Here is a 20,776-nt window from a genome sequence, read left to right as displayed (position 1 = left end):
GGACCTCCTCGGCCCACAGGCGCGACGTGGTGCCGCGCTGTCATTCGACTGTGATCAGGACCTCCACCGGCTCACAGTCATTCGCCGACGCCCGGAGCCGGATCTTGCCGGGTGATGTCGGGCGGACGACGGCGAGAGCGCGGCCCTCGTGGGTGCGCCGTTCGGTGGCGTCGAAGCGTTCCTCGGTGGACGGGTCGGCGCTGCCGAAGCCTTGCAGCACGCCGTCGCCGGACACGTCGATCGTGACCGTGCGGTCGGCCGCAGTGTGGCAGGTACCGTGCGCGTCGGTCAGGGTCAGGGCGACATACGCCAGGTCGCGGTCCTTCGCCGTGACGACCGGGCGTTCGACCTCGGCCCGCAGACGCAGCGACTCGTTCGCGGTGCGCAGGGTGCAGCGTCCGGTCTCGGTGCCGTCGCGGTAGGCGACGGCGGTGATCTCGCCGGGTGTGTACGTGGTGTCGAAGGCGGTGCGGAAGCGGTTGTCGGGGCCCACCGGCCGACGGCCCGCTGTGGCCCCGTTGACGAGGAGTTCCACCTCGTCGGCGTCGCCGTAGACCTCGACGGTCACCGGTGCGTCCTCGTGGCCCGGCCACGTCCAACTCGCGATCGTGTCACTCCACGCCCATGGCGAGCCGGCGTACGTCTTCCCATGGTTCTCGGGCCGTTGGACGGCGATGTACGGCTCGGTGCGCAGCCCGAAGACGATTTCGCGGTAGTAGGACGCGGGCCGTCGGTGACCGGTGATATCGATGTCGCCGCAACCGGCCAGGAGAAACGGGTACGGTGCGCCGCTCACGGCCTGAGGGGCGTCGTCGTCGGTGAGGTAGCGCGGCCGTCCGATGCCGACCTCACCAAGGTAGTCCCAGCCGGTCCAGGTGAAGTCGCCAATGACGTGCGGGTGTTCGGTCACCAGGCCCCAGTTGCCGTCGATGCGCGTCGGAAATGTCTCGGTGCCCACGATGATCCGGTTGGGGAACAGCTCGCGGTCCAGTTCGTAGCGGGCCTCGGCGTAGTTCATCCCGGCAACGTCAAGGACAGCGAAAGACTCCTCGGTGTGGCCGGTGACCAGCTCCGACGCGTTGAGGGCGTTCATACGGCCACCGGGGTCGTCGGCCATGAGGGCGTTGATGTCGCCTTCGGCCTCGGCCTGCTTGCGCAGTTCGCCCAGATAGGGCATCACCGCGAGCATGCCGTTGACGGCGTTCGTCACGTACCGCGTCGGGTCGAGGGTCCGGACCTTCTCGGCGAGCCTGCGCCCCCACCCCGCGCCGAACGGAGACCCGGTCTCGGGGATCTCGTTGCCGATCGAGTACATGATCACGCTGGGGTGGTTGACGTCCTTGGCGACCATCGCCTCGATGTCACGCTCCCACCACTCCGGGAAGCTCAGGCTGTAGTCGAACGCGCTCTTTCCCACCGTCCACATGTCGAACGACTCGTCCATCACGAGCATGCCCATCCTGTCGCAGGCGTCGAGCATCGCGACGCTCATGGGGTGGTGGGACATGCGGATCGCGTTGAACCCGGCCTCTTTGAGGAGCCGTACCCGCCGCTCCTCGGCCGCGGCAAAGGTCGCCGCCCCGAGGACGCCGTTGTCGTGGTGCACACACGCGCCGCGCAACTTGACCGGTTCGCCGTTGACGCGCAGGCCGCGCCGGGGATCGAGATGCAGGGAGCGAATGCCGAACACGACGGACTCGGCGTCCACCTCGGTCTCGGCCTCGGCGTTGTCGGCCTTCTCGGTCAAGGCGACGCGACATGAGTAGAGCGTGGGCGAATCAGGGCCCCACAGCGAAGGGTTGTCGACGTAAAGCCGACGGCGGACGACGGACGCCGCGCCCGGAGGAAGCCTGACGACCGACGTGTCCGACGCGACCACCGCCCCGGCGGCGTCGGTGATCACGGTGGTGACGCCGAGTGCCTGCGACCGGGTGGCGTGACTCTCGACGGTCACCGCGACCTCGACCACGGCCAATTCCGCGTCGATGTCCGGAGTGGTGACCCGCATACCGTCCGGAGCGATGTGCGCAGGCCCGCCGACGAGCAGCCAGACGTCGCGATAGATGCCCGCTCCGGAGTACCAGCGCGAGTCCTCGTGGGTCCGACCCTCGACGCGGATCTCGTTCTCGCCTCCGAACCGCAGGAACGGCCCGACGTCGACACGGAACCGCGAGTATCCGTAAGGCCGTTGCCCCGCGTAGTCGCCGTTCACATACACCATGGCGTCGCGTTGGACACCCTCGAACTCGACGAGGACCCGGCGTCCCGCGTACTCCTCGGGCACGACGAATTTCCTGCGGTACTCGAACACCCCGCCCGGAAAGTAGGCGCCCGCGGCCCGCGCCTCGGCGTCGTCGCCCGGGCTCGGCGCGACGCGCTGCCGCTGGATCATCGCGTCGTGCGGCAGCGTCACCGGCTGATAGGGGGCGGCAGCGCCGACCAACTCGGCAAAGGGGTTGACCTTGGGACGCATTTCCCAGTCGTCGTTGAAGAGCTGGCGGAACACGCGACCTCCGTTGTTCAACGATTCCGGTTCGATCCGGATCAGGCGAAACTCCATGGCACCGGCCGACGCCGGGTCGCGTCGCGCCGGTTCGCGCGCGCTGCCGTTGCTCCCGGCGGCCAAGCAGTCGGCTTCCGGCCAGCCGCACTGGCGCGATTCAAACGTCGTCGGGTGTGGTGCCCAACGCTGTGTGCCGCCAAGAAAAAGTCTATCAATCAAAAGTTTTAACGTGCCCGGACGCCTATGTCCAGCCCCGGCTCCTCGGCCCGGGGACGATCGGTCTGCTGGTCGCGATGTTCGCCCGCGCGGCCGGCGCGGAAGTGCACGTCATGGGGCTCACGGAGGAATCGCTCACCCTCGCGCGCAACCTCGGCTTCGCGCGGGCGTGGTCGAAGGAGACCCTCCCGGACGTGCCCTTCAACGCGGTCGTCGACGCCTCGAACGCCGCGCACCTGCCCGGTTTGGCCCTTGACCTCGTCGAACCGGCAGGCCGCGTGGTGTACGTGGGTCTCGCGGGAGAACCGAGCACGATCGACACCCGCGCGCTGGCCCTCAAGGACGTGACCGCAGTGGGCGTGCTGTCCGCGTCCCCCGGCCTCGCCGCCACGATCCGCGCGTACGCCGACGGCTCCGTCGACCCCCGGCCGCTCGTCGCTGCCACCATCCGTCTCGACCAGGTAGGTCCCGCCCTCGGCGGCAGACGCCCCGCCGGCGCCGGGCCGGGGCCCAAGATCCATGTGGACCCAGGCCTGCCCCCGCTGGAGCGATCACACCGCGACCGAGCCCGCGATCGAATTCGAAGGCCTGACGGCCCTTGTCACCGGCGGCTGCGGCGGCATCGGCGCCGCCGCGCTGCCGGCGCGGCGCGGTGCCCCGCGTGGCCGTCTTGGACCTGCGGACCGACACTCCACCCGCCGATGTGTCAGCGCTGCGCTGCGACGTCAGCGACCCGGCAGCGGTCACCGGCGCCGTCGGCGCGGCAGCCGACCTCCTAGGCGGCATCGATGTGCTAGTGAACAACGTCGGTTCGGCGCTGTCGGCGACGTCACCCGCAACGACGACGCGGGATGGGGGCGCGTCCTCGACGTCAACGGCACCGGCATCGCCCGGGTCACCCGCGCCGCCCTTCCTAGCCTGCGCCGCACCGCGCGCCCGGCGATAGTCAACGTGTGCTCCGCCGTGGCGTTCGTCGCTGTACGGGAGCGGGCCCTGTACAGCGCGAGCAAGGGCGCGGTGCACGCCCTGCCGCTCGCCACGGCCGCAGACCACGCCACCGAAGGCATTCGCGTCAACGCCGTCGCACCCGGCACCGCGGACACCCCATGAGTCGCCCGGCTCCTCCGTCAAGCCGAGGACCCGGCAACGGCCGCCGAGAACCTCCGTCGGCGCCGGCCCTGGGCCGCCTGGTGACTGCCGAGGAAATGGCGTCCGCCGTCGCCCACCTGGCATCTCCCACGACCGGGGCAATCCTGCGCGTCGACGGTGGGATGACAAACCTGCGCCTGTGACGGCGGGAGTCGGTGAGGGTCGGCACGTCGTGCGTTGCCCACGCCAAGGGGTCACCCCGACGCCGACGAGACCGACGCGGCGGTCTCATCGGGCCGGAACCTGAACCGAGCGCCTTCGACGTCAGTCTGTCAGCGAGGCCAGCAGGTCCATGGTGCGTTGCCGGGACCCGGCACGGTCGTCGCCGACGGGGACGACAAAGGCCTGAATATCGGTGGCGCCGGCGTCGATGAGGGTCTGCAACTGCCGTGTCACGCTTTGTTCGTTCCCGAGGATGGCGGTGTCGGCGGGTGTCCGGGCCCCGCCGATGTCCATGATGCGGCGGTAGTTCGGCAGGTTCTCGTACACGCCCGCGGTCTTGGCAGTCGCCGCGCGGGCTTCGTCGAGATCGTCGTGGACGGCGATGGGGAGTTGGGCGACGATCCGCGGCTCGGGGCGACCCGCGGTCGAGGCGGCCTCGCGGAGCCGTGGTGCGACGTGGGTTTCGATGGCTTTTGCGGATGCCATGAACAAGACGACGCCGTCGGCGAGTTGGCCGGCGATGCGCAGCAGGCGGGGGCCGAGTGCGGCGAGGAGGACGGGGACGGGGTGGGGGGTGCGGACGCGTCCGCCGCGGGTCGTCCAGTCCTGTCCTTCGTACGTGACGGTGTCGCCGCGCAGGAGGGCGGTGAGGATGTGGAGGTATTCCTCGGTGTTGCGGCCGGGGTGGTCGTAGTTCAGGCCGTACATGCCGCTGACCAGGGGGGCGTGGGAGGGGCCGATGCCGAGGGTGAGGCCGGGGCGTCCCATGGCCTCGGCGACGGCGGCGGCGCGGTTGGCCTGGAGGAGGGGGTGGCAGGGGTAGGTCTGCAGGATCGCGGTGCCCAGCTCGATGGAGCTGGTCTCGCGGCCGGCGACGGTGATCGCGGCGAGCGGATCGCCGAGGACGGTGCTGTCGTACCAGACCGAGCTGAAACCGTCCTTCTCAGCCGCTTTGGCTTGCGCGACGAGTTGCTCGGTGCTCGCGGGGCGTCCTGTCAAACCGATCCTCATACGGGAAACCTCTCGATGCGATGGGGTGTTTACGGGTGCGTGGATCGGCCGACGGCGGTCGTTTCGAGCTGGACAGGCCCCCGGGCGCGTTCCGCTATGGGGCGCCGAGGAGCTGGGCGTCGCACGCGGGCCGGATCCCGGCACCGCACGAACGCCTCGGCCTGTCGTTCCGCCGCCCGATCGCCTGTCTCGTCCGGGCGCACTCGTTCGTCGGACATGTCGTTCGGTTCCTTTCGCGAAGGTCGCACGGGTTCGGCAAGGCGATGCCCGAAGCGTGAGAGTCCGACGTTTGCCGACCTACGAAAGCCAGACCACCTTATTATCGGTGCGACTGTATAAGAATTGTCTAGGCAGTTAGCGAGAATAAAGTTCTCCCCCCTGTCACGAAGAGCGGGTGCATGGCCGCGCGCCCACACGGCTCGCCGATGAACCCCCGGAGACTCTCCCCAAGGCCGGACACCGCCGCTGGGCGGCCCGTCGCATTCTCCCGCCTCTGTACAACCGTATAACTACGCTGTACGTTCGTACGGCACCAAGTGGCGGAAGCACCGGTCGCCTCCGGCGGTCCTGGGTGGCTCGCCTGATTGAGGAGGCCGGGTTGAGTCGTGTAGCTGTGGTGACCGGCGGCGCGTCGGGATTGGGACTGTCGATTTGCGAGCATCTGGCGCGCAATGGGCACCGGGTCGGAGTACTCGATCTTGAGATCGGGGCCGCGGAGAAGGCGGCAGCCGATCTGCGGGCCAAGGGCGCGGAAGCCGTCGCCGTCGCGGCGGACGTGTCGGACCGGGAAGCCGTGGACAAGGCCCTGGACGAGGTCCGGTCGGCCTTCGGTCCCCTCGGGATCCTGGTGACCAGCGCCGGCGTCTCGGGTTTCGTGCCGTTCCAGGAGCTGACGGCGGAGGTGTGGGCCCGTACGCTCGCCGTCAATCTGACCGGCACGTTCCACTGCGTGCAGTCCGCGATCCCCGACATGGTCGAGGCCGGATGGGGACGGGTCGTCACCATCTCGTCCGCCGCGGGCCAGACCGGGGCCTTGCGGCAGGTGCACTACTCCGCGTCGAAGGGTGGTGTCATCGCCATGACGAAGACACTCGCTCTGGAATACGCGGCGAAGGGCATCACGGTGAACACGATTCCGCCGTTCACCGCGGACACGCCCCTGATGCGGTCCATGCAGGAGTCGAAGTACCTGCCGCCCGCCGAGGTGTTGGCCCGGATGGTTCCGGCGGGTCGGCTGGGCACGGGCGACGACATCGGGGCGATGTGCGCGTTCTTGTGCTCGGATGAAGCCGGCTATGTGACCGGTCAGGTCATCGGTGTCAATGGAGGAGCGGTCACGTGAACAGCGGGTTCAACCTGGAGGGGCGCGTCGCCATCATCACCGGGGGTGGGACCGGCATCGGCCGCGGCGCGGCGCTGGTTCTGGCCCAGCACGGTGCGGACGTGGTCCTGGCCGCACGGCGCCCGGAACCGCTGGAGTCCACGGTCAAGGAGATCCAGGCGCTGGGCCGGCGGGCTCTCGCGGTGCCGACGGACGTCACGAACCCCCAGCAGTGCCAGGACCTGGTCGACACCACGGTCCGCGAACTGGGCCGCCTCGACATCCTGGTGAACTGTGCCGGTGGTGCCGAGACCAAAGGCATCGCGAAGTGGTCCGAGGAGGAGTGGAACCAGGTCCTCGCCCTCAACCTCGGCAGCGTCTGGTTCCTGTCACGCTGCGCGGCGGGGCCCATGCTGAAGCAGGGCAAGGGCGCGATCGTGAACATCTCCTCGGGGGCGAGCCTGCTCTCGATGCCGCAGGCGGCACCGTACGCGGCCTCGAAGGCCGGCGTGAACAGCCTGACCGGTTCCATGGCCGCGTCCTGGACCCGCAAGGGTGTCCGGGTCAACGCCATCGCGGTCGGCGCGGTCCGCGCCGCCACCTTGGTCGACGAACTCGAGCGCCAGGGCATCGACCCGGAAAGCGTCGGCACCACGAACGCCTCCGGCCGCCTCGGCGAGCCAGACGAAATCGGTTATGGCGTCCTGTTCTTCGCCTCCGACGCCTCCAGCTTCTGCTCCGGCCAGACGCTGTACATGCACGGCGGCCCCGGGCCCGCGGGGATCTGACTCCCGCGGCACCCGAAGCGCCCGAGCCGTTCAGGGCCCGCGCGGACCAGCGCCTTGCGGGTCCGCGCGATCACAGCCACGCCCTGACGCGCACGCCGGCCACGGCCGGCGCACTTCGGTGCGCTCACGCCGGCGCGGACCGGTCACGGCGCCCGCGTCGGCATCTTGATATCCCGGCCGGGGCAGTCCCGGGAGCGCCTGCCCCGGCCGGGTTGTGCACACGCCGGCGACACCGCCGGCACCACGCACACCGAGGACGCAAGCGTCCCAGCGGCGTCCCGAGGATCAATGCTCGACTGAGCTCCCCCGACTCGCCGACGGAAGGACCGTCATGAACAGCGACGACCTGATCCTGATCAGCATCGACGACCACGTGATCGAGCCACCGGACATGTTCGTCGGCCGTCTGCCGGCCAAGTACGCCGACGACGCTCCGCGTGTGGTCCGCCTCGAAAACGGCGCCGATGTATGGAAGTTCCGCGACACCGTGATCCCCAACGTCGCGCTGAACGCGGTCGCGGGTCGGCCGAAGGAGGAGTACGGCCTCGAACCCCAGGCGCTCGACGAGATCCGCCCCGGCTGCTGGAACGCGGACGAACGCGTCAAGGACATGGACGCCGGCGGCATCCTCGCCTCGATGAACTTCCCCTCGTTCCCCGGCTTCGCCGCTCGGCTGTTCGCCACCGACGACCCGGAGTTCTCGCTCGCCCTGGTGCGCGCGTACAACGACTGGCACATCGACGAATGGTGTGGCGCGCACCCCGGCAGGTTCATCCCCATGGCCCTGCCCGCGATCTGGGACGCCGAACTGTGCGCCGCCGAAGTCCGCAGGGTCTCCGAAAAGGGCTGCCACTCCCTGACGTTCACCGAGAACCCGGCGACGCTGGGGTACCCGAGCTTCCACGACGCCTACTGGAACCCTCTGTGGAAGGCGTGCTGCGACACCGACACCGTTGTGTCCATCCACATCGGCTCCTCCGGGAAACTCGCCGTCCCCGCGCCCGACTCGCCGCCCGATGTGCTGATCACCCTCCAGCCGATGAACATCGTCTCGGCCGCGGCGGACCTGCTGTGGTCCCCGGTGATCAAGAATCACCCGGACATCAAAATCGCGCTGTCCGAAGGCGGCACCGGCTGGGTCCCCTACTTCCTCGAACGCATCGACCGCACCTTCGAGATGCACGCCACCTGGACCCTCCAGGACTTCGGCGGGAAGCTTCCCTCCGAGGTCTTCCGCGAGCACTTCCTCACCTGCTTCATCAGCGATCCCATCGGCGTCGAACTGCGCCACCGCATCGGGATCGACAACATCGCCTGGGAGTGCGACTACCCCCACAGCGACTCCATGTGGCCCGGCGCACCCGAGGAACTCGGCGCGGTGATGAACCAGTTCGCCGTGCCCGACGCCGACGTCGCGAAGATGACCCACGAAAACGCCATGCGCTGGTACTCGTTCGACCCCTTCAGGCACGTCCCCCGCGAGCAGGCGACCGTCGGCGCGCTGCGTGCCCGGGCCGAGGGCCACGACGTGTCCATCCGTTCGCTCAGCCACAACCAGGTCGATCCGGTCGCCCGGATGGAGGCCTACCGCGCCATGGCGAGCGGGAACAGCTGAAAGGCCGCAGAGTGACCGGGAACAGCGAAAGCGTGGAGGCGTTCCGGACGCGTGCCCGGGTCTGGCTCGCCGACAACATGCCGCGCCTAGACGCCGACACGCCGCTGCTTCTCGGCGACGACGAGGCGCACTGGAAGCGGGCCAGGGAACTTCAGCGACGACTGTACGCCGGTGGTTTCGCCGGTATCTGCTTCCCTGAGGAGTACGGCGGGCTCGGCCTCCCGCAGCCCTACCAGGAGGCGTTCAGCGAGGAGGCCTGGGGCTACGAGATGCCGTTGGTGCTGAACATCCCGACGTTCAGCATCTGTTGCGCCACGTTGCTGGACGTCGGCACCGAGGAGCAGAAGCGCGAGCACATCGGCGCGGCAATCCGCGGCGACGAGGTCCTGGTGCAGTTCCTCTCCGAACCCGGCGGCGGGTCGGACCTGGCCGGTGTGCGCACCCGGGCCGATCGTGACGGCGACATGTGGGTGATCAACGGCGCGAAGATCTGGAGTACGTTCGCTTTCGCCGCCGACTACGCACTGTGCCTCGCGCGCACCGACGCGGACCAGCCGAAGCACCAGGGCCTGACGATGTTCCTGATGCCGACGAACGCGGTCGGCGTCACGCTCAACAGGATCCGCATGGTCGACGGAACCCGGGAGTTCTGCGAGGAGTTCTTCGACAACGTCGTCCTGCCGGACTCCGCGGTGGTCGGCGAGGTCAACGGCGGCTGGACCGTGGCCTCGCGCCAGATGTTCCACGAGCGCAACGCCGTCGGCGGCGGCTCACCGTATGTCAGCGGTCACGGCGAGCCGCCGACGAAGTTGAAGCCGGGGTTCCTCGACATCGTGCGGGCGTCCGGTCGCACCGCCGAGCCGGACGTGCGGACCACTGTCGGAGGCATCATGGCACTGGCCACCGTGCAGACGCAGCTCGTCTCACGGGTGTCTGCCGGCATCGTGGAGGGCCGCCTCCCGCCTGCCGCCGCGTCCCTGCTGCGGCTGTTCAGCGCGGAGTTTCTCGAAGCCGAGGCGGATGCCAAGATCCGCGTCGCCGGCGCGGCGACCGGCATCGCCGCCGGGCCCGAACCGGACGCCACGGCACTCGCCGGAGTCGCGTATCTGGTCCGCCAGGGCGGCAGCCTCGGCGGCGGCACCACCGAGATGTCGCGCAACATCGTGAGCGAGCGCCTGCTCGGCATGCCGCGTGAACACGCGCCGGACCGAGGCGTACCGTTCAACCAAGTCACACAAGGTTCACGGTGAAGTCAGCCTCGTCGCGGGCGACTCGTCTGTCCGTGCGGGCCCGATAGCGCACGGCAGCCCGGGGCCCGCCGGCCCCACCACGACGCACCACAGCACCACAACGCCCAGCGCATCGCGGCCCACCTCGAATCCGTTCTCAGGCGACCGAGGTGGGCCGCGGTGCGCTGGGCGCGAGCCGGGTGGCTCCCATGTGCGCGTCGAGGCGCCTGACCGCTCCGCGTCCTCGACGCTCGGCGCGGCTGCGCGTGTCCATGCTCACGCGTCCGGGTCGTTCGCCCCTCGCACCGGGGCAAGGAAAATGGGGCCGGACGCCGCGCTGCCCTTCGGCAGGGGCTCGACGCGGTCGAGGTAGCGCTCCAGAAACGCCATCGTCTCGGCGTGCGAGGTGCTCATCCCGGCGGCCTGCTCCAAGACGACCATCCGAGGCATGCTCGTGATGAGAAAGACCACGACGTCCGGGGAGACCGGAGCGCCGTAGAAGTTGCGGTACTTGGCGTTTCCGGCCACCGCGGCGAGCACGAGTTCCCGTGCGTCCTCCCCGGCTTTCGCCATCTCCGCCCGGATCCTTTTGCGGTGGTTGCCGGCACACATCAGCTCGGCGGTCAGGGCCGCCGCATCCTTGTGGTTCGCGTACTTCCACAACGCGCGCAAAGGGCGATCGGTGCGGAGCCCTCTCTCCAGTTTCCTCAGGCTCCGTTCCGCGCGGTCCCGGACCAGCGCGATGAACAGGTCATCGAACGTCGGGAAGTAGTACTGGACGAGCCCGGCGGTCACCCCCGCCTTGGCAGCCAGGCTGCGGTAGGAGACCGCCGCGTACCCCTCCTCCAGCATGAGCTGCACCACACAGTCCAGGAGCACGGCGCGGGTTTTCGACCTCTCCGTGCCCACACGGCGGGGCGTCACCATCCGCTGCCTCTCACTCACCAGAACGTACGGCCGACCTGTGGTGAACCATCACAGGCTTTCATCGCTGCACCTCATGGTACGGAACAGTGCCGGCCACCTTGACCAAGCCGCCCTACGGGACAGCAGGCCGGTGCCGTCGTCGTCACACGTTCTTGAGGTCGTCGTCGAGGTCGATGGCGAACGAGCGGAACAGCCGTGCCGCCGTCTCGAAGGCGCTGACGCTGAAGATGACGTCCATGAGCTGCTGGGTGTCCAGCTCGGCGGACAGCACGGCCCATGTGTCGTCGGTGATGGTCCCGTCGCCGAGCAATTCGTCGGTCGCCCGCAAGAGCGCGGTCTCCAACGGGTTCCAGAAGTCGGGGTCGGGGCCGGCGGCCACGCGTTCGATTTCCTCGTCCGTCATGCCGATGTCCCGGGCGACAACCAGGTGCTGTGCCCACTGGTAGGACGACTTGCGCACGGCCGACACTCGCAGCATCAGGATCTCGCGCTGCCGTTCGGTGAGGTTCGTGCCGCGCAGCGCGTATCCGTTGAACGTGAAGAAGGCGCGGGCCAGTTCGGGGTGGTGAGCGAACGTCCCCAGCGCGTTCAACCCCTTCGGCCCGCCCTTCTTCGACATCGGCGGGTGGCGGGGGACGGGCGGTTCGAGAGCCGCCAGCGCTCCGCGCATCTCGCGCGGCCACTCGGAGGTCGGAACCGGTTCGACTCGTGCCATCTCAGGTCCTTGTGTGTGAGGAAGGATAGCCCCCGGACGTTGCCGGGGGCCGGTCGGCGAGGAAGGCCGACAGCTCCGGCGTACGCCACCTTCGTCGTACGCCGCCAAGACGCCGACTATCGAAACCACGGATGGTTTGCCCGGGCCCGGAGTCCGCGCTGTCGATATTATACGAGCGTGCAACACAGGTTTGGGCGACCGCCCAAAACCGACGACCTGCCCGAGACCGCAGGCATCCGTGCCGCGTATCCCGGGCACGGTAAATGGAGGCGTTCTCGGCGCGTCCGGGGGCTCGAACGCGCCTCAGTCCGAGATCTTCCGCGGGCTCGGAACCGGCCGCCGAACTTCGCCGGAAGCACGCACACGGCCCGGCTCGGGGCCGGACACGTGCTCAGCGCGGTTCGACGTGGTCCAGATACCGCTCGATATAGTCGACGGTCTCGGCGTGGGCCGTCGCTATGCCGGCCGCTTCCTCCATGACGATCATCCGTGGGGTGCTGGTCATGAGGAAGACCAGCACGTCCGGAGAGGCCACTTCTCGGAACGCGTAATCCTTCGACGTCCCGGCCAGTGCCGCGAGGGCGAGTTCGCGTGCCTTCCTTCCCCCCTCCGCGATCTCGTCCTGGATCTGCTTGCGGTGGTTGCCCAGGGCCATGAGCTCGGCGATCAACGCGGCACTGGCCCTGTCGTTTGCGTAGTTCCAGACCGCGCGCAGCGGGTGGTCCCTGCGGAGGTCCGCGGCCAGCTTGCTCAGGCTCACCTCGGTCCGGTCCCGGATCAGGGCGAGGAAGAGGTCGTCGAGCGCCGGGAAGTAGTACTGGACGAGTCCCGGGGTGACGCCCGCCTTGGCTGCCACGTTGCGGTACGTGACCGCCGCGTACCCCTCGTCGAGCATCAGGCGCTCGGTGCAGTCCAACAACGTGGCCCGTGTCTTGGATTTGCCGGCGCCGACACGGCGGGTAGTCGACATGTGCTGCCTTTCACGACCGAAGTCTCCCCCGGGGGCACACGTTGTGCCTGACGTCACTTGCCCGCGCCGCCGCATGCCGGAGCCCGCGGCCACGCTGAGCCCAAGGTAGCCGCCCGCGACGAGACGACCGGAGGCGAGGCCCGGCCGACGCCACACCACCGGGACGGAGGTGGCCCGGACCGAGGCCGTCGTCCTCAGCGATCGGGACGCGCCGTGGCCCGGTTGGCGGTCACCGGGGCGGCGAGGCCCTGTTCGTCGCAGACCTTCTGGAGCGCGTCGAGGGTTTCGTCGATGCCCGCGCCGAGCCGCCGACCGGGCGTGAAGATGGCGGGAAGGTGTTTCATGCCGTTGATGAGGCCGGTGGTGTCGTAATGGACGGTTCCTTCCGCGACGCAGGTGTAGTCGGGCATCCGGTCGAGGACGTGGGTGAGCATGGTCTTGAACGACTTGCGGGCGAAGTTGGAGCCTATGCACCGGTGGATGCCCAGGCCGAAACTCGCGTGCCGGTTGCCCTTGCGGTCCAGGAGGACCGTGTCAGGGGCGTCGAAGACCCGGGCGTCGCGGTTGGCCATCGCCCAGGAGAGCCACAGGCGTTCGCCTTCCTTGAACCGCGTGCCGGCGACCTCGCAGTCGGCCGCGATGGTGCGTCCGTCGCCGACGGCGGGGGTGAAGTAGCGCAGAAACTCCTCAGTCGCACTATCCAGGAGCACATCGCGTTCCCGGCTGAGACGTTCACGTTCCGCGGGATTCTCCGCCAGCCACTCCAGGGAGTGGGCGGTCAGCGCGGTGGTGGTGTCGAATCCGCCGCCGATCAGCAGCATCACCGACTCCGTGATGTCCTGGTCGGTCGGCCGACTGCCGTTGATGTCCGCGTTGACGAGGGCATCGATGAGCCCAGGGCGCGGCTCGGCCCTGATGCGGCCGATGTGTTCGGTGATCAGCACGTAGGACTGGATCATGCCGTCGATGACCTTGGCCATCTCGGGCGAATCCGGTTTCGTGTACACGGTGGCGTGGGCCGGCTCGCAGAAGACCTCCCAGTCCCGCAGCGGCAGGCCGAGCAGCGCCATCGTCATCACCGCAGGGACGATGTTGGCCAAGTCGTCGACGAAGTCGATGGTGCCGGTCTCGATGCGTTCGTCGATGCAGGCCCGGGTGATCTCGTTCATGACCGGCTGCCAGCGCGCGACGGCCGCCGGGGAGAGGTACGGGTTGAGGGCCTGGCGGTAGTGCCGTTGCTCGGGCGGGTCCATCTCCAGGAATCCGCCTCGGGTGCTGACCTCGTCGCGCGGCCGGTGCGGGATGGTGATCCCGAAGTAGCCCTTCCTCTCCCCCTTGACGTCGTTGTCGTTGGACAGCAGGTCGGCGCGGCGGGCCAGGTCGAACACCTCCTGGTTGCCGCTCGCGAGCCAGTAGCCGCCGTGCTGGCCGGTCCAGGCGACGGGACACCTGCTGTGCAGGTCCTGGGTGATCTCCTCGAAGTCGGTCCGGTACGCGGTGGAGTGCCGGTCGAAGTCGATCGTGTGCTTTTTGCGGTCCTCCCCGGTCGCGGGGTGGGCGTCGTCGATACTCATCGGGGATACCTCGTCCTCATGGCGATGTCCTGCGTGTGCGATCAGTCGGCGGTGATTGCCTGTTCGGGGCAGGACAACACGGCTTCCCGGACCGCCGCCTCGTGCGCGGCGGGCACGTGCTCGTCCTTGACCTCGGCGTGCCCGTCCTCGTCACGCAGCGTGAAGATCCCGGGGGCAGTCATCGCACACCCGGTGTGGCCCTGGCAGAGGACCGGGTCGACACGAACCTTCATGGTGGGGACCTCCGTTCGGTGGACTGGCTCAGAGGTGGTAGTTCTGGAACTTGAGGTACGCGCCCGCGTCGACGCGCATCTGCGTGCCGGTGACGTAGCGGGACTCGTCCGAGGCCAGGTAGACCACCGCATTGCTGACGTCCACAGGCTCGATGTACGGGATAGGCATCGCCTGTTGCACGGGGAAGGCCTGCTCGGCGTCCTCGCGGGTCGGGTTCTCGATGTCGGGGCGGAACATCTTGTACATCGGCGGGCTGTGCAGCATGGGCGTGTTCACGTTGGTCGGGTGGACCACGTTGGCGCGGATGCTGCGGGGGGCGAGGTTCGCGGCGAGTTCGTGGATGAACTGCGAGAGCATGCGCTTGGCGACGATGTAGGAAGTCCCGCCGGGGTCGGCGCCGGTGGTCTCGCCCGGCGCGAACTGCATGAACGCCGCGGCCGAGCCGGTGGCGATGATCGACGCGCCCGCCTCCAGGTGGGGCAGTGCCGCGTGGACGGCGTTGATGGTGCCGAGCAGGTTGGTGTCCAGCCCGTCCATCCACGCCTGGATGGCCGGCTCGCCGCTCATGGCGGCGATGGCCGCCTGGGCCACCACGATGTCGATCTTCCCGAGCTCGGCGATGCCGCGCTCGACCGCGTCGACCATCTGGGCTCGTTCGCGGACGTCGGCCTCGATGGCCACGACCCGTCGGCCGTGTGCCTCCACAAGGCGCGCGGTCTCCTTCAGGTCGTCGGGCGTGGACATCGGGTAGTTCACCGTCTCGAAGTCGCGGCAGCGGTCCACCGCGATGATGTCGGCGCCCTCCTCCGCGAGGCGGAGTGCGTGGCTGCGGCCCTGGCCGCGTCCGGCTCCGGTGATGAAGGCGACCTTGCCGTCAACGCGTCCCATGATCGTGCTCCCTGCTTGTGGATGGATTCTCTGTGGATGAAGGGCGGATGGCCGGTCAGGCCGGTCCGGGTCGATGCAGGCCGTTTCCGGCCGGGGTGGCAACGGTCTTGACCTCCAGGAACTCTTCGAGTCCCTCGGTCCCCCACTCGCGTCCGAGGCCGCTTTGCCCGTAGCCGCCGAACGGCGACCCGGTGTCGAACCAGTTGCCGCCGTTGACTCCCACGGTTCCCGCCCGGAACCGGCGGGCGACGGCCATGGAGCGGTCCTCGTCGGCGCTGAAGACCGCCGCGGACAGCCCGTAGGGGGTGCCGTTCGCGATGCGGACGGCGTCGTCCTCGTCGTCGAAGGGCAGCACGACGAGCGCCGGGCCGAAGATCTCCTCCTGCGCGACCGGGGCCTTCGGGTCGACACCGGTGATGACGGTCGGTTCGACGTAGTAACCGCGTTCGAACCCGGTGACCGGCCGACCGCCGACCGCGATCGTCCCGTCGCGCCGGGCGAGCTCGTAGTAGTGCTGGACGCGGTCGCGTTGGCGGGCGCTGACGACCGGGCCCATGATGTTGCCGGGGTCGGTGGGGTCGCCCCAGGGGATGTGCTCCATCGTCGCCGCGGCGACGGCCACGGCCTCCTCCAGACGGTTCCGCGGCACCAGCAACCGGGCCAGCGCCGCACAGCCCTGGCCCGCGTGCGCGCACAAGCCGCCGGCGAGAACCGGGACGACCCCCGCGATGTCGGCGCCGTCCAGCAGGACGGCGGCTGACTTGCCGCCGAGTTCGAGAGTGACCCGCTTGACCGTCTTGGCGGCGGCGGCCATGACCTTGCGGCCGGTCTCGGTGGAGCCGGTGAGGCTCACCGCATCGATGTCGGGGTGCTCCGCCAGGATCTGCGCGACGGAGTTGTCGCTCGTCGTGACGATATTCAGCACCCCGGGCGGGATATCCGTGTGTTCCTGCGCGACCCGCCCCAACGCCAGTGCGTTCCAAGGGGTTTCGGGGGCGGGCTTGAGAACGACCGTGCAGCCTGCCGCGAGAGCCGAAGTGACCTTGCAGATATTCAGGTAGAACGGATAGTTCCACGGGGTGATGGCGGCGACCACACCCGCCGCCTCGCGGCGGACCACGCGCTTCGTCGGGACGCCCATGATGTCCTTGACTGGCAGCTCTCGCTCGAACTCGAAGTCGGCGAGCAGGTCGATCCAGTGGTCGATGAAACCGATCGGGTCGTCGAGTTGGATCGCGTGCGTGAGCAGCACCGGGCTTCCGGTCTCGGCCACCACCATGGCCCTCAGATTCTCGGCCTCGGCGCGGAGCCCATCACGCAGTTGGACAAGGCAGCGGCGCCGGAACTCGGTGTCCGTCGACCACCGCGTTGTGTCGAAGGCCCGCCGGGCGGCACCGATCGCCCGCTCCACGTCGGCGGCGTCGGCGTCCGGAACCGAGCCGATGACCTCCTCCGTGGCGGGATTGACATTGTCGAAGCGGCGCCCTCGCGCAGCGGTCACCAGCTCACCGTCGATCAACATGTGCTCGCCAAGAGACATCGTCGGCTCCTGCTTCGTCGAAAGTTGTGTTCGATGTGGATCAGGCGAGGGCGCACGTCAGCCCGGCACCCCGCCGGTCGGCCAGGACGGTGTGCTGTGCGGGGTGGAGGAGGACCGGTCGGCCGGGTCCGGGTCGTACGTCCCGTCCTCGGGTGACGTGCCCCTAGCGCGGGTGTCCGAGCCCGGCGAGCGCGCGGTCGGCGATTTCCATGACCGTCCCGGGACGTGCGTCGGTTGCCCGCATGAGCTCGGCGAACAGCCCGACGTCCTTGTGCAGAAGGGCTCCGGCGTGCTTGCCCAGTACGCCGAGGTCGAACATCGAGCCGGGCAGGACGGCCGTGGCGGCAAGGCTGGCTCCGCTGCTCCCCGCGAGCACCAGGGCCAGGTTGCCGGGATCCAGGCCGAGTGCCCGAGCCGCGTCGTAGGCGCTGTGGGCGACGGCGAGGTTCGCGGCCAAGAGGGTGTTGTTGAGGATCTTCGCGATCTGGCCCGCACCGATCGGGCCGAGGTGGAGGACATGTGCGGCGCAGGTGTCGAGCACCGGTCGGCAGCGGGCGAGCGTGCGCTCGTCCCCTGCCGCCATCACCATCAGGGAGCCGGCCGCGGCGGCCTGTCCGCCACCGCTGACCGGGGCGTCGAGCAGCGCCACACCGCGTTGTGCGGCGCGTTCGCCGAGCCTGCGGCAGGTGTCCGGATGGACGGTGCTGTGAACGACCACCACACCGCCGGGCTGCATGCCGCGCAGGATTCCGTGCGGGCCGTCCACGACCTCGTCGACGCCGGCATCGTCGACGACGCACACGCACACCACATCACTCGCGGAGCCGAGTTCCGCCGGCGACCCGGCGGCTTCGACGCCGAGGTCCGCGAAGGGCGCGAGTGTTTCCGGCCGCCGGGCCCACAAACGGGTCCGGAAGCCCGCCTCGGCGATACGGCGAGCCATCGGCCCGCCCTGACTGCCCAATCCGATGAAGCCGACTCGGAGGGCCGCACCGTCGTCCGGTGCCGCCGGGTGGCCGGCGCTCATGTGACCGCACCCTCGATCTTGAGCTCCAGGATCTGTTCGTCGCTCAGACCCAGTTCGTGGAGGATGTCCTCGGTATGCTCGGCGAAGAGCGGGCCGCGGGTCAGTGTGGGCGGTGTGCGGTCGAACTGCACCGGGTTGGCGACGAGTTTGCGCGCACTCCCCTCGGCGTCGACGACCTCGGCGATCTGGCCGATCGCCGTGAGAGACGCGTCGTGGCCGACTTCCCAGGTGTTCTGCACGACCGACCACTGGCCCTCGATGTCGGACAGCGCCTGAACCCATTCGTCTTTGGTGCGGGTTGCGACGACCTCGGCGATGATGTCCCCGGCCTGCTCCGCGTTGGCCATCAACTTCTCGACGGTGTCGAAGCGTTCATCCGCGACCAGGTCCGCTCGCCCGATCGCCTGGCAGAACTCCGGCCAATACCGGCCCGGTTGCAGCATGCTCAACATCAGCCACCGCTCGTCCCGGGTCCGGTACGTGGCCACGAGCGGATTGTGCGAAGCACCGCGCACCCCGCCGTCCGGTTTCGGCAGCGGCGCACCGGCCATGAGCGCGAGGTTGACACTGAGCTGCATCGCCCACGCGCCGACCCCGAGCAGGGACACGTCCACGACTGACGCGTGGCCGGTCCTCGACCGCGCGAACAACGCCGCCGCGATGCCACCGGCGATCGTCAGCCCGCCGATCGAGTCGCCGTAGGCACCCGCCGGCTGATGGGTCAGCGTCGCGGCGTCCGAGGGGGTGACGTAGTCCGCGCTGCCGCTGCGCGCCCAGAAGGCGGTCGCGTCGTATCCGCCCTTGTCCGCCTCGGGGCCGGTATGCCCGAAACCGGCCCCGAGGGCGTAGACGATGTCCGGGTTGATCGCCCTGATGTCCTCGACGTCGATGCCCAGCTTCGCGCGGGCTCCGGGCAGGAAGTTGGTCAGGAACACGTCACTGCGGCGGACCAGTTCCTCCAGCACGGGCCGTGCCCCCGGCTTGTCGAGTGCCAGCCCGAGGCTTCGCTTGCCGCGGTTCGGGCCGTCCATGAGCGGCGCGAAGGACGTACCTTCGGACGCGACGTCGTGGCTGAACGCCTTGACGATCCCGCGCTGCGCGTCGCCGGTCTCCGCGTGCTCGACCTTGACGACTTCGGCGCCCCAGTCGGCGAGGACGGCACCCGCCGCCGGGACGAAGGTGAACTGCGCGACCTCCAGGACGCGCACTCCTTCCATGGGCCTGAACACCTTGGCTACCTCTCTGCGCCCCGGGGGACAGCGATGGATCCGTCGACAGGTCACTTTTGGTCATGCTGTTCGGCCGTCAGGCGACTGAGCGGCGTCGTCCCATCCCGGCGGTTCCGGTCTGCCGCCGCCGGGCACACCCCGGCCTCAGCCGATGACGACCGGCATGGTGTCCCACCCGCGGACCGTGGTGGTGGGTGAGCGGCGGGCATTCGGCATGTCGGCTTCCCAGTCGGGCCACCGGTTGAGGACCTCGTCCAGGGCGACGCGGCCTTCGAGGCGGGCGAGGGCGGCACCGACACAGAAGTGGACGCCGTGGCCGAAGGTGGCGTGCTGGCCCATCTTGCGGTGGATGTCGAACCGGTCCGCGTTCTCGTACTGCCGTTCGTCGCGGTTGGCGGACGACAGCATCATCAGCATCGCGCTGCCGGCCGGCACGGTCTGGCCGTGGATCTCGACGTCCTCGGTGACGTAGCGGGCAATGTGCGGGCCGGGCGGCTCGTAGCGCAGCAGTTCCTCGATCGCGTTGGGGATCAGCGAGCGGTCCTTCACCAACTCCCGTCGCTGCTCGGGATGTTCGGACAACACCTTGCCCATCCACCCGAACAGACGGCCGGTGGTCTCCACTCCCGCGCCGGCGATGACCGCGACGAAGATCAGGACCTCGTCCTTGGTCAGCTTGCGGACCGTGCCGTTCTCGTCCTCGAACTCCGTGTTCAGCAGCTCGGTGATCAGATCGTCCGACGGATTCTTGACCCGCCAGTCAACGTATTCGGCGTACATCTTGCCGTCGAAGTACAGGCCCTGGCTGACCGGGAGCGGCTGGCCCGGCTTGTTGCGCAGGCTGCGCTGGGCGTGGTCGCGTACGGTCGGCTGCTCGGAATCGGGGATGCCCATCAGCATGCCGATCGCCCGCATCGGCAGCTCGTTGCCGATGTCGAGGACGAAGTCGAACCGGTCCGAGTCCGCGATCGGGTCCAGGCACGCAATGCAGAACGCACGGATCTTCGCCTCGATCTCGCGCATCTTCTTCGGCGAGAACGCCTTCTGCACCAAAGCACGGTGGATGGTGTGCAACGGCGGGTCCTCGTTGATGAACGACCCCGGCGGCATCTGCGGTGCGGCCTTGACGACCTCCAGGATGTCGCCCTTCGCCGAACTGAACCGGACGGTGTCCTTCGCCGCGGCCACCACATCCGCGAACCGGCTCAGCCCCCAGAAGTCCAGGCGCTCGTTGTAGTACAGCGGCGCCTCGTCACGCAGCCGCTTGTAGGTCGGGTACGGATCGGCGTCGATCTCCATGTCGTACGGGTCGTAGTACAGCTCGGTGCGGCTCACGGGCCCCTCCTCGGAGTTCACTTGTACAGTCGTATAGGACTCACTGTACGTTCGTAAAGGGTTCCGTGTGATTTTCGTGCACATCCTGAAACCCGAGGCACGGAGACTCCTGCCGGAACTCCATGAAGCCCAACATCCCCACCCGTGGAGTCGGCGCACAGCCGGAAGAAGGTCACACGGGAGCGTCTCGCGTACGGCACCCCCACCGCATCGCCCGCGGAGGAGGGACGGCTCGGCTCGGCGGGTTCACATCTGTACAGGAGCCTTATACGAATGTACAGTCCGGTGCAGCTCGACCCGGCACCACTGGCCGGTGACCCCGGTGCTTTCCCTGCCAGCTTTT

Annotated in this window: 16 protein-coding genes and 2 pseudogenes; 6 read left to right on the top strand and 12 right to left on the bottom strand. The window is 68.9% G+C overall.

Going from position 1 to position 20,776, the window contains the following annotated elements; translation table 11 throughout:
- Positions 1 to 40 precede the first annotated feature (40 nt).
- Complete coding sequence (locus LO772_RS30115) at positions 41 to 2,506, bottom strand: glycoside hydrolase family 2 TIM barrel-domain containing protein (protein ID WP_231775179.1); 2,466 nt, start codon at positions 2,504 to 2,506, stop codon at positions 41 to 43.
- Between the two features lie 254 nt (positions 2,507 to 2,760).
- Here LO772_RS30115 and LO772_RS30110 point away from each other — a divergent pair.
- Positions 2,761 to 3,252 (top strand): annotated as a pseudogene (locus LO772_RS30110) (zinc-binding dehydrogenase); the annotation flags it as partial.
- A pseudogene (locus LO772_RS35975) lies at positions 3,239 to 4,011 on the top strand (SDR family NAD(P)-dependent oxidoreductase). The pseudogenes LO772_RS30110 and LO772_RS35975, both read left to right, overlap by 14 nt.
- A 121-nt stretch (positions 4,012 to 4,132) precedes the next feature.
- On the opposite strand, the gene LO772_RS30100 reads toward LO772_RS35975, so the two are convergent.
- Positions 4,133 to 5,041: a TIGR03564 family F420-dependent LLM class oxidoreductase gene (locus LO772_RS30100; protein WP_231775178.1), complete on the bottom strand. Its 909-nt coding sequence runs from the start codon at positions 5,039 to 5,041 to the stop codon at positions 4,133 to 4,135.
- Positions 5,042 to 5,639: 598 nt separating this feature from the next.
- Here LO772_RS30100 and LO772_RS30095 point away from each other — a divergent pair.
- From LO772_RS30095 to LO772_RS30080, 4 genes are all read left to right on the top strand, one after another.
- Complete coding sequence (locus LO772_RS30095; RefSeq protein WP_231775177.1) at positions 5,640 to 6,383, top strand: SDR family NAD(P)-dependent oxidoreductase; 744 nt, start codon at positions 5,640 to 5,642, stop codon at positions 6,381 to 6,383.
- On the top strand, positions 6,380 to 7,150 hold the full coding sequence (locus LO772_RS30090; protein ID WP_231775176.1) for an SDR family NAD(P)-dependent oxidoreductase: 771 nt from the start codon (positions 6,380 to 6,382) through the stop codon (positions 7,148 to 7,150). Before LO772_RS30095 ends, LO772_RS30090 begins: the two co-directional genes overlap by 4 nt.
- 331 nt (positions 7,151 to 7,481) lie before the next feature.
- Positions 7,482 to 8,765: an amidohydrolase family protein gene (locus tag LO772_RS30085; RefSeq protein ID WP_231775175.1), complete on the top strand. Its 1,284-nt coding sequence runs from the start codon at positions 7,482 to 7,484 to the stop codon at positions 8,763 to 8,765.
- An 11-nt stretch (positions 8,766 to 8,776) separates the two neighbouring features.
- Entirely contained in the window at positions 8,777 to 10,015 is a 1,239-nt protein-coding gene (locus tag LO772_RS30080) for an acyl-CoA dehydrogenase family protein (protein ID WP_231775174.1), read from the top strand.
- 255 nt (positions 10,016 to 10,270) lie between these two features.
- Here the strand turns inward: LO772_RS30080 and LO772_RS30075 are convergent, their stop codons facing one another.
- From LO772_RS30075 to LO772_RS30030, 10 genes are all read right to left on the bottom strand, one after another.
- Positions 10,271 to 10,873 (bottom strand): TetR/AcrR family transcriptional regulator, encoded by a 603-nt coding sequence (locus LO772_RS30075; protein ID WP_231775173.1) that lies wholly within the window; start codon positions 10,871 to 10,873, stop codon positions 10,271 to 10,273.
- 190 nt (positions 10,874 to 11,063) lie between these two features.
- Positions 11,064 to 11,636 carry a carboxymuconolactone decarboxylase family protein gene (locus LO772_RS30070; RefSeq protein WP_231775172.1) on the bottom strand — a complete coding sequence of 191 codons (573 nt, stop codon included), beginning with the start codon at positions 11,634 to 11,636 and terminating at the stop codon, positions 11,064 to 11,066.
- A 391-nt stretch (positions 11,637 to 12,027) separates the two neighbouring features.
- Positions 12,028 to 12,606 (bottom strand): TetR/AcrR family transcriptional regulator, encoded by a 579-nt coding sequence (locus LO772_RS30065; RefSeq protein WP_231775171.1) that lies wholly within the window; start codon positions 12,604 to 12,606, stop codon positions 12,028 to 12,030.
- A 194-nt stretch (positions 12,607 to 12,800) separates the two neighbouring features.
- The gene (locus LO772_RS30060) at positions 12,801 to 14,180 is read right to left on the bottom strand and encodes a cytochrome P450 (RefSeq protein WP_231775170.1); all 1,380 of its coding nucleotides are present in this window, start codon (positions 14,178 to 14,180) and stop codon (positions 12,801 to 12,803) included.
- Between the two features lie 41 nt (positions 14,181 to 14,221).
- On the bottom strand, positions 14,222 to 14,413 hold the full coding sequence (locus LO772_RS30055; protein ID WP_231775169.1) for a ferredoxin: 192 nt from the start codon (positions 14,411 to 14,413) through the stop codon (positions 14,222 to 14,224).
- A 28-nt stretch (positions 14,414 to 14,441) separates the two neighbouring features.
- A complete protein-coding gene (locus tag LO772_RS30050) occupies positions 14,442 to 15,302 on the bottom strand; it encodes a mycofactocin-coupled SDR family oxidoreductase (protein ID WP_231775168.1) in 861 nt (286 codons plus the stop codon).
- 55 nt (positions 15,303 to 15,357) lie between these two features.
- The gene (locus LO772_RS30045) at positions 15,358 to 16,842 is read right to left on the bottom strand and encodes an aldehyde dehydrogenase family protein (protein ID WP_231775167.1); all 1,485 of its coding nucleotides are present in this window, start codon (positions 16,840 to 16,842) and stop codon (positions 15,358 to 15,360) included.
- Between the two features lie 163 nt (positions 16,843 to 17,005).
- Positions 17,006 to 17,869, bottom strand: coding sequence for an NAD(P)-dependent oxidoreductase (locus LO772_RS30040; RefSeq protein WP_231775166.1), 864 nt, complete (start codon positions 17,867 to 17,869; stop codon positions 17,006 to 17,008).
- Positions 17,866 to 19,086 (bottom strand): CaiB/BaiF CoA transferase family protein, encoded by a 1,221-nt coding sequence (locus LO772_RS30035; RefSeq protein ID WP_231775165.1) that lies wholly within the window; start codon positions 19,084 to 19,086, stop codon positions 17,866 to 17,868. The genes LO772_RS30040 and LO772_RS30035 overlap by 4 nt, the downstream gene beginning before the upstream one ends.
- A gap of 156 nt (positions 19,087 to 19,242) precedes the next feature.
- A complete protein-coding gene (locus LO772_RS30030) occupies positions 19,243 to 20,433 on the bottom strand; it encodes a cytochrome P450 (RefSeq protein ID WP_231775164.1) in 1,191 nt (396 codons plus the stop codon).
- Positions 20,434 to 20,776: the final 343 nt, after the last annotated feature.

This window comes from Yinghuangia sp. ASG 101 (genome assembly GCF_021165735.1).
Taxonomy (GTDB): Bacteria; Actinomycetota; Actinomycetes; order Streptomycetales; family Streptomycetaceae; genus Yinghuangia.
This window is presented reverse-complemented; position numbering and strand designations above follow the sequence as displayed.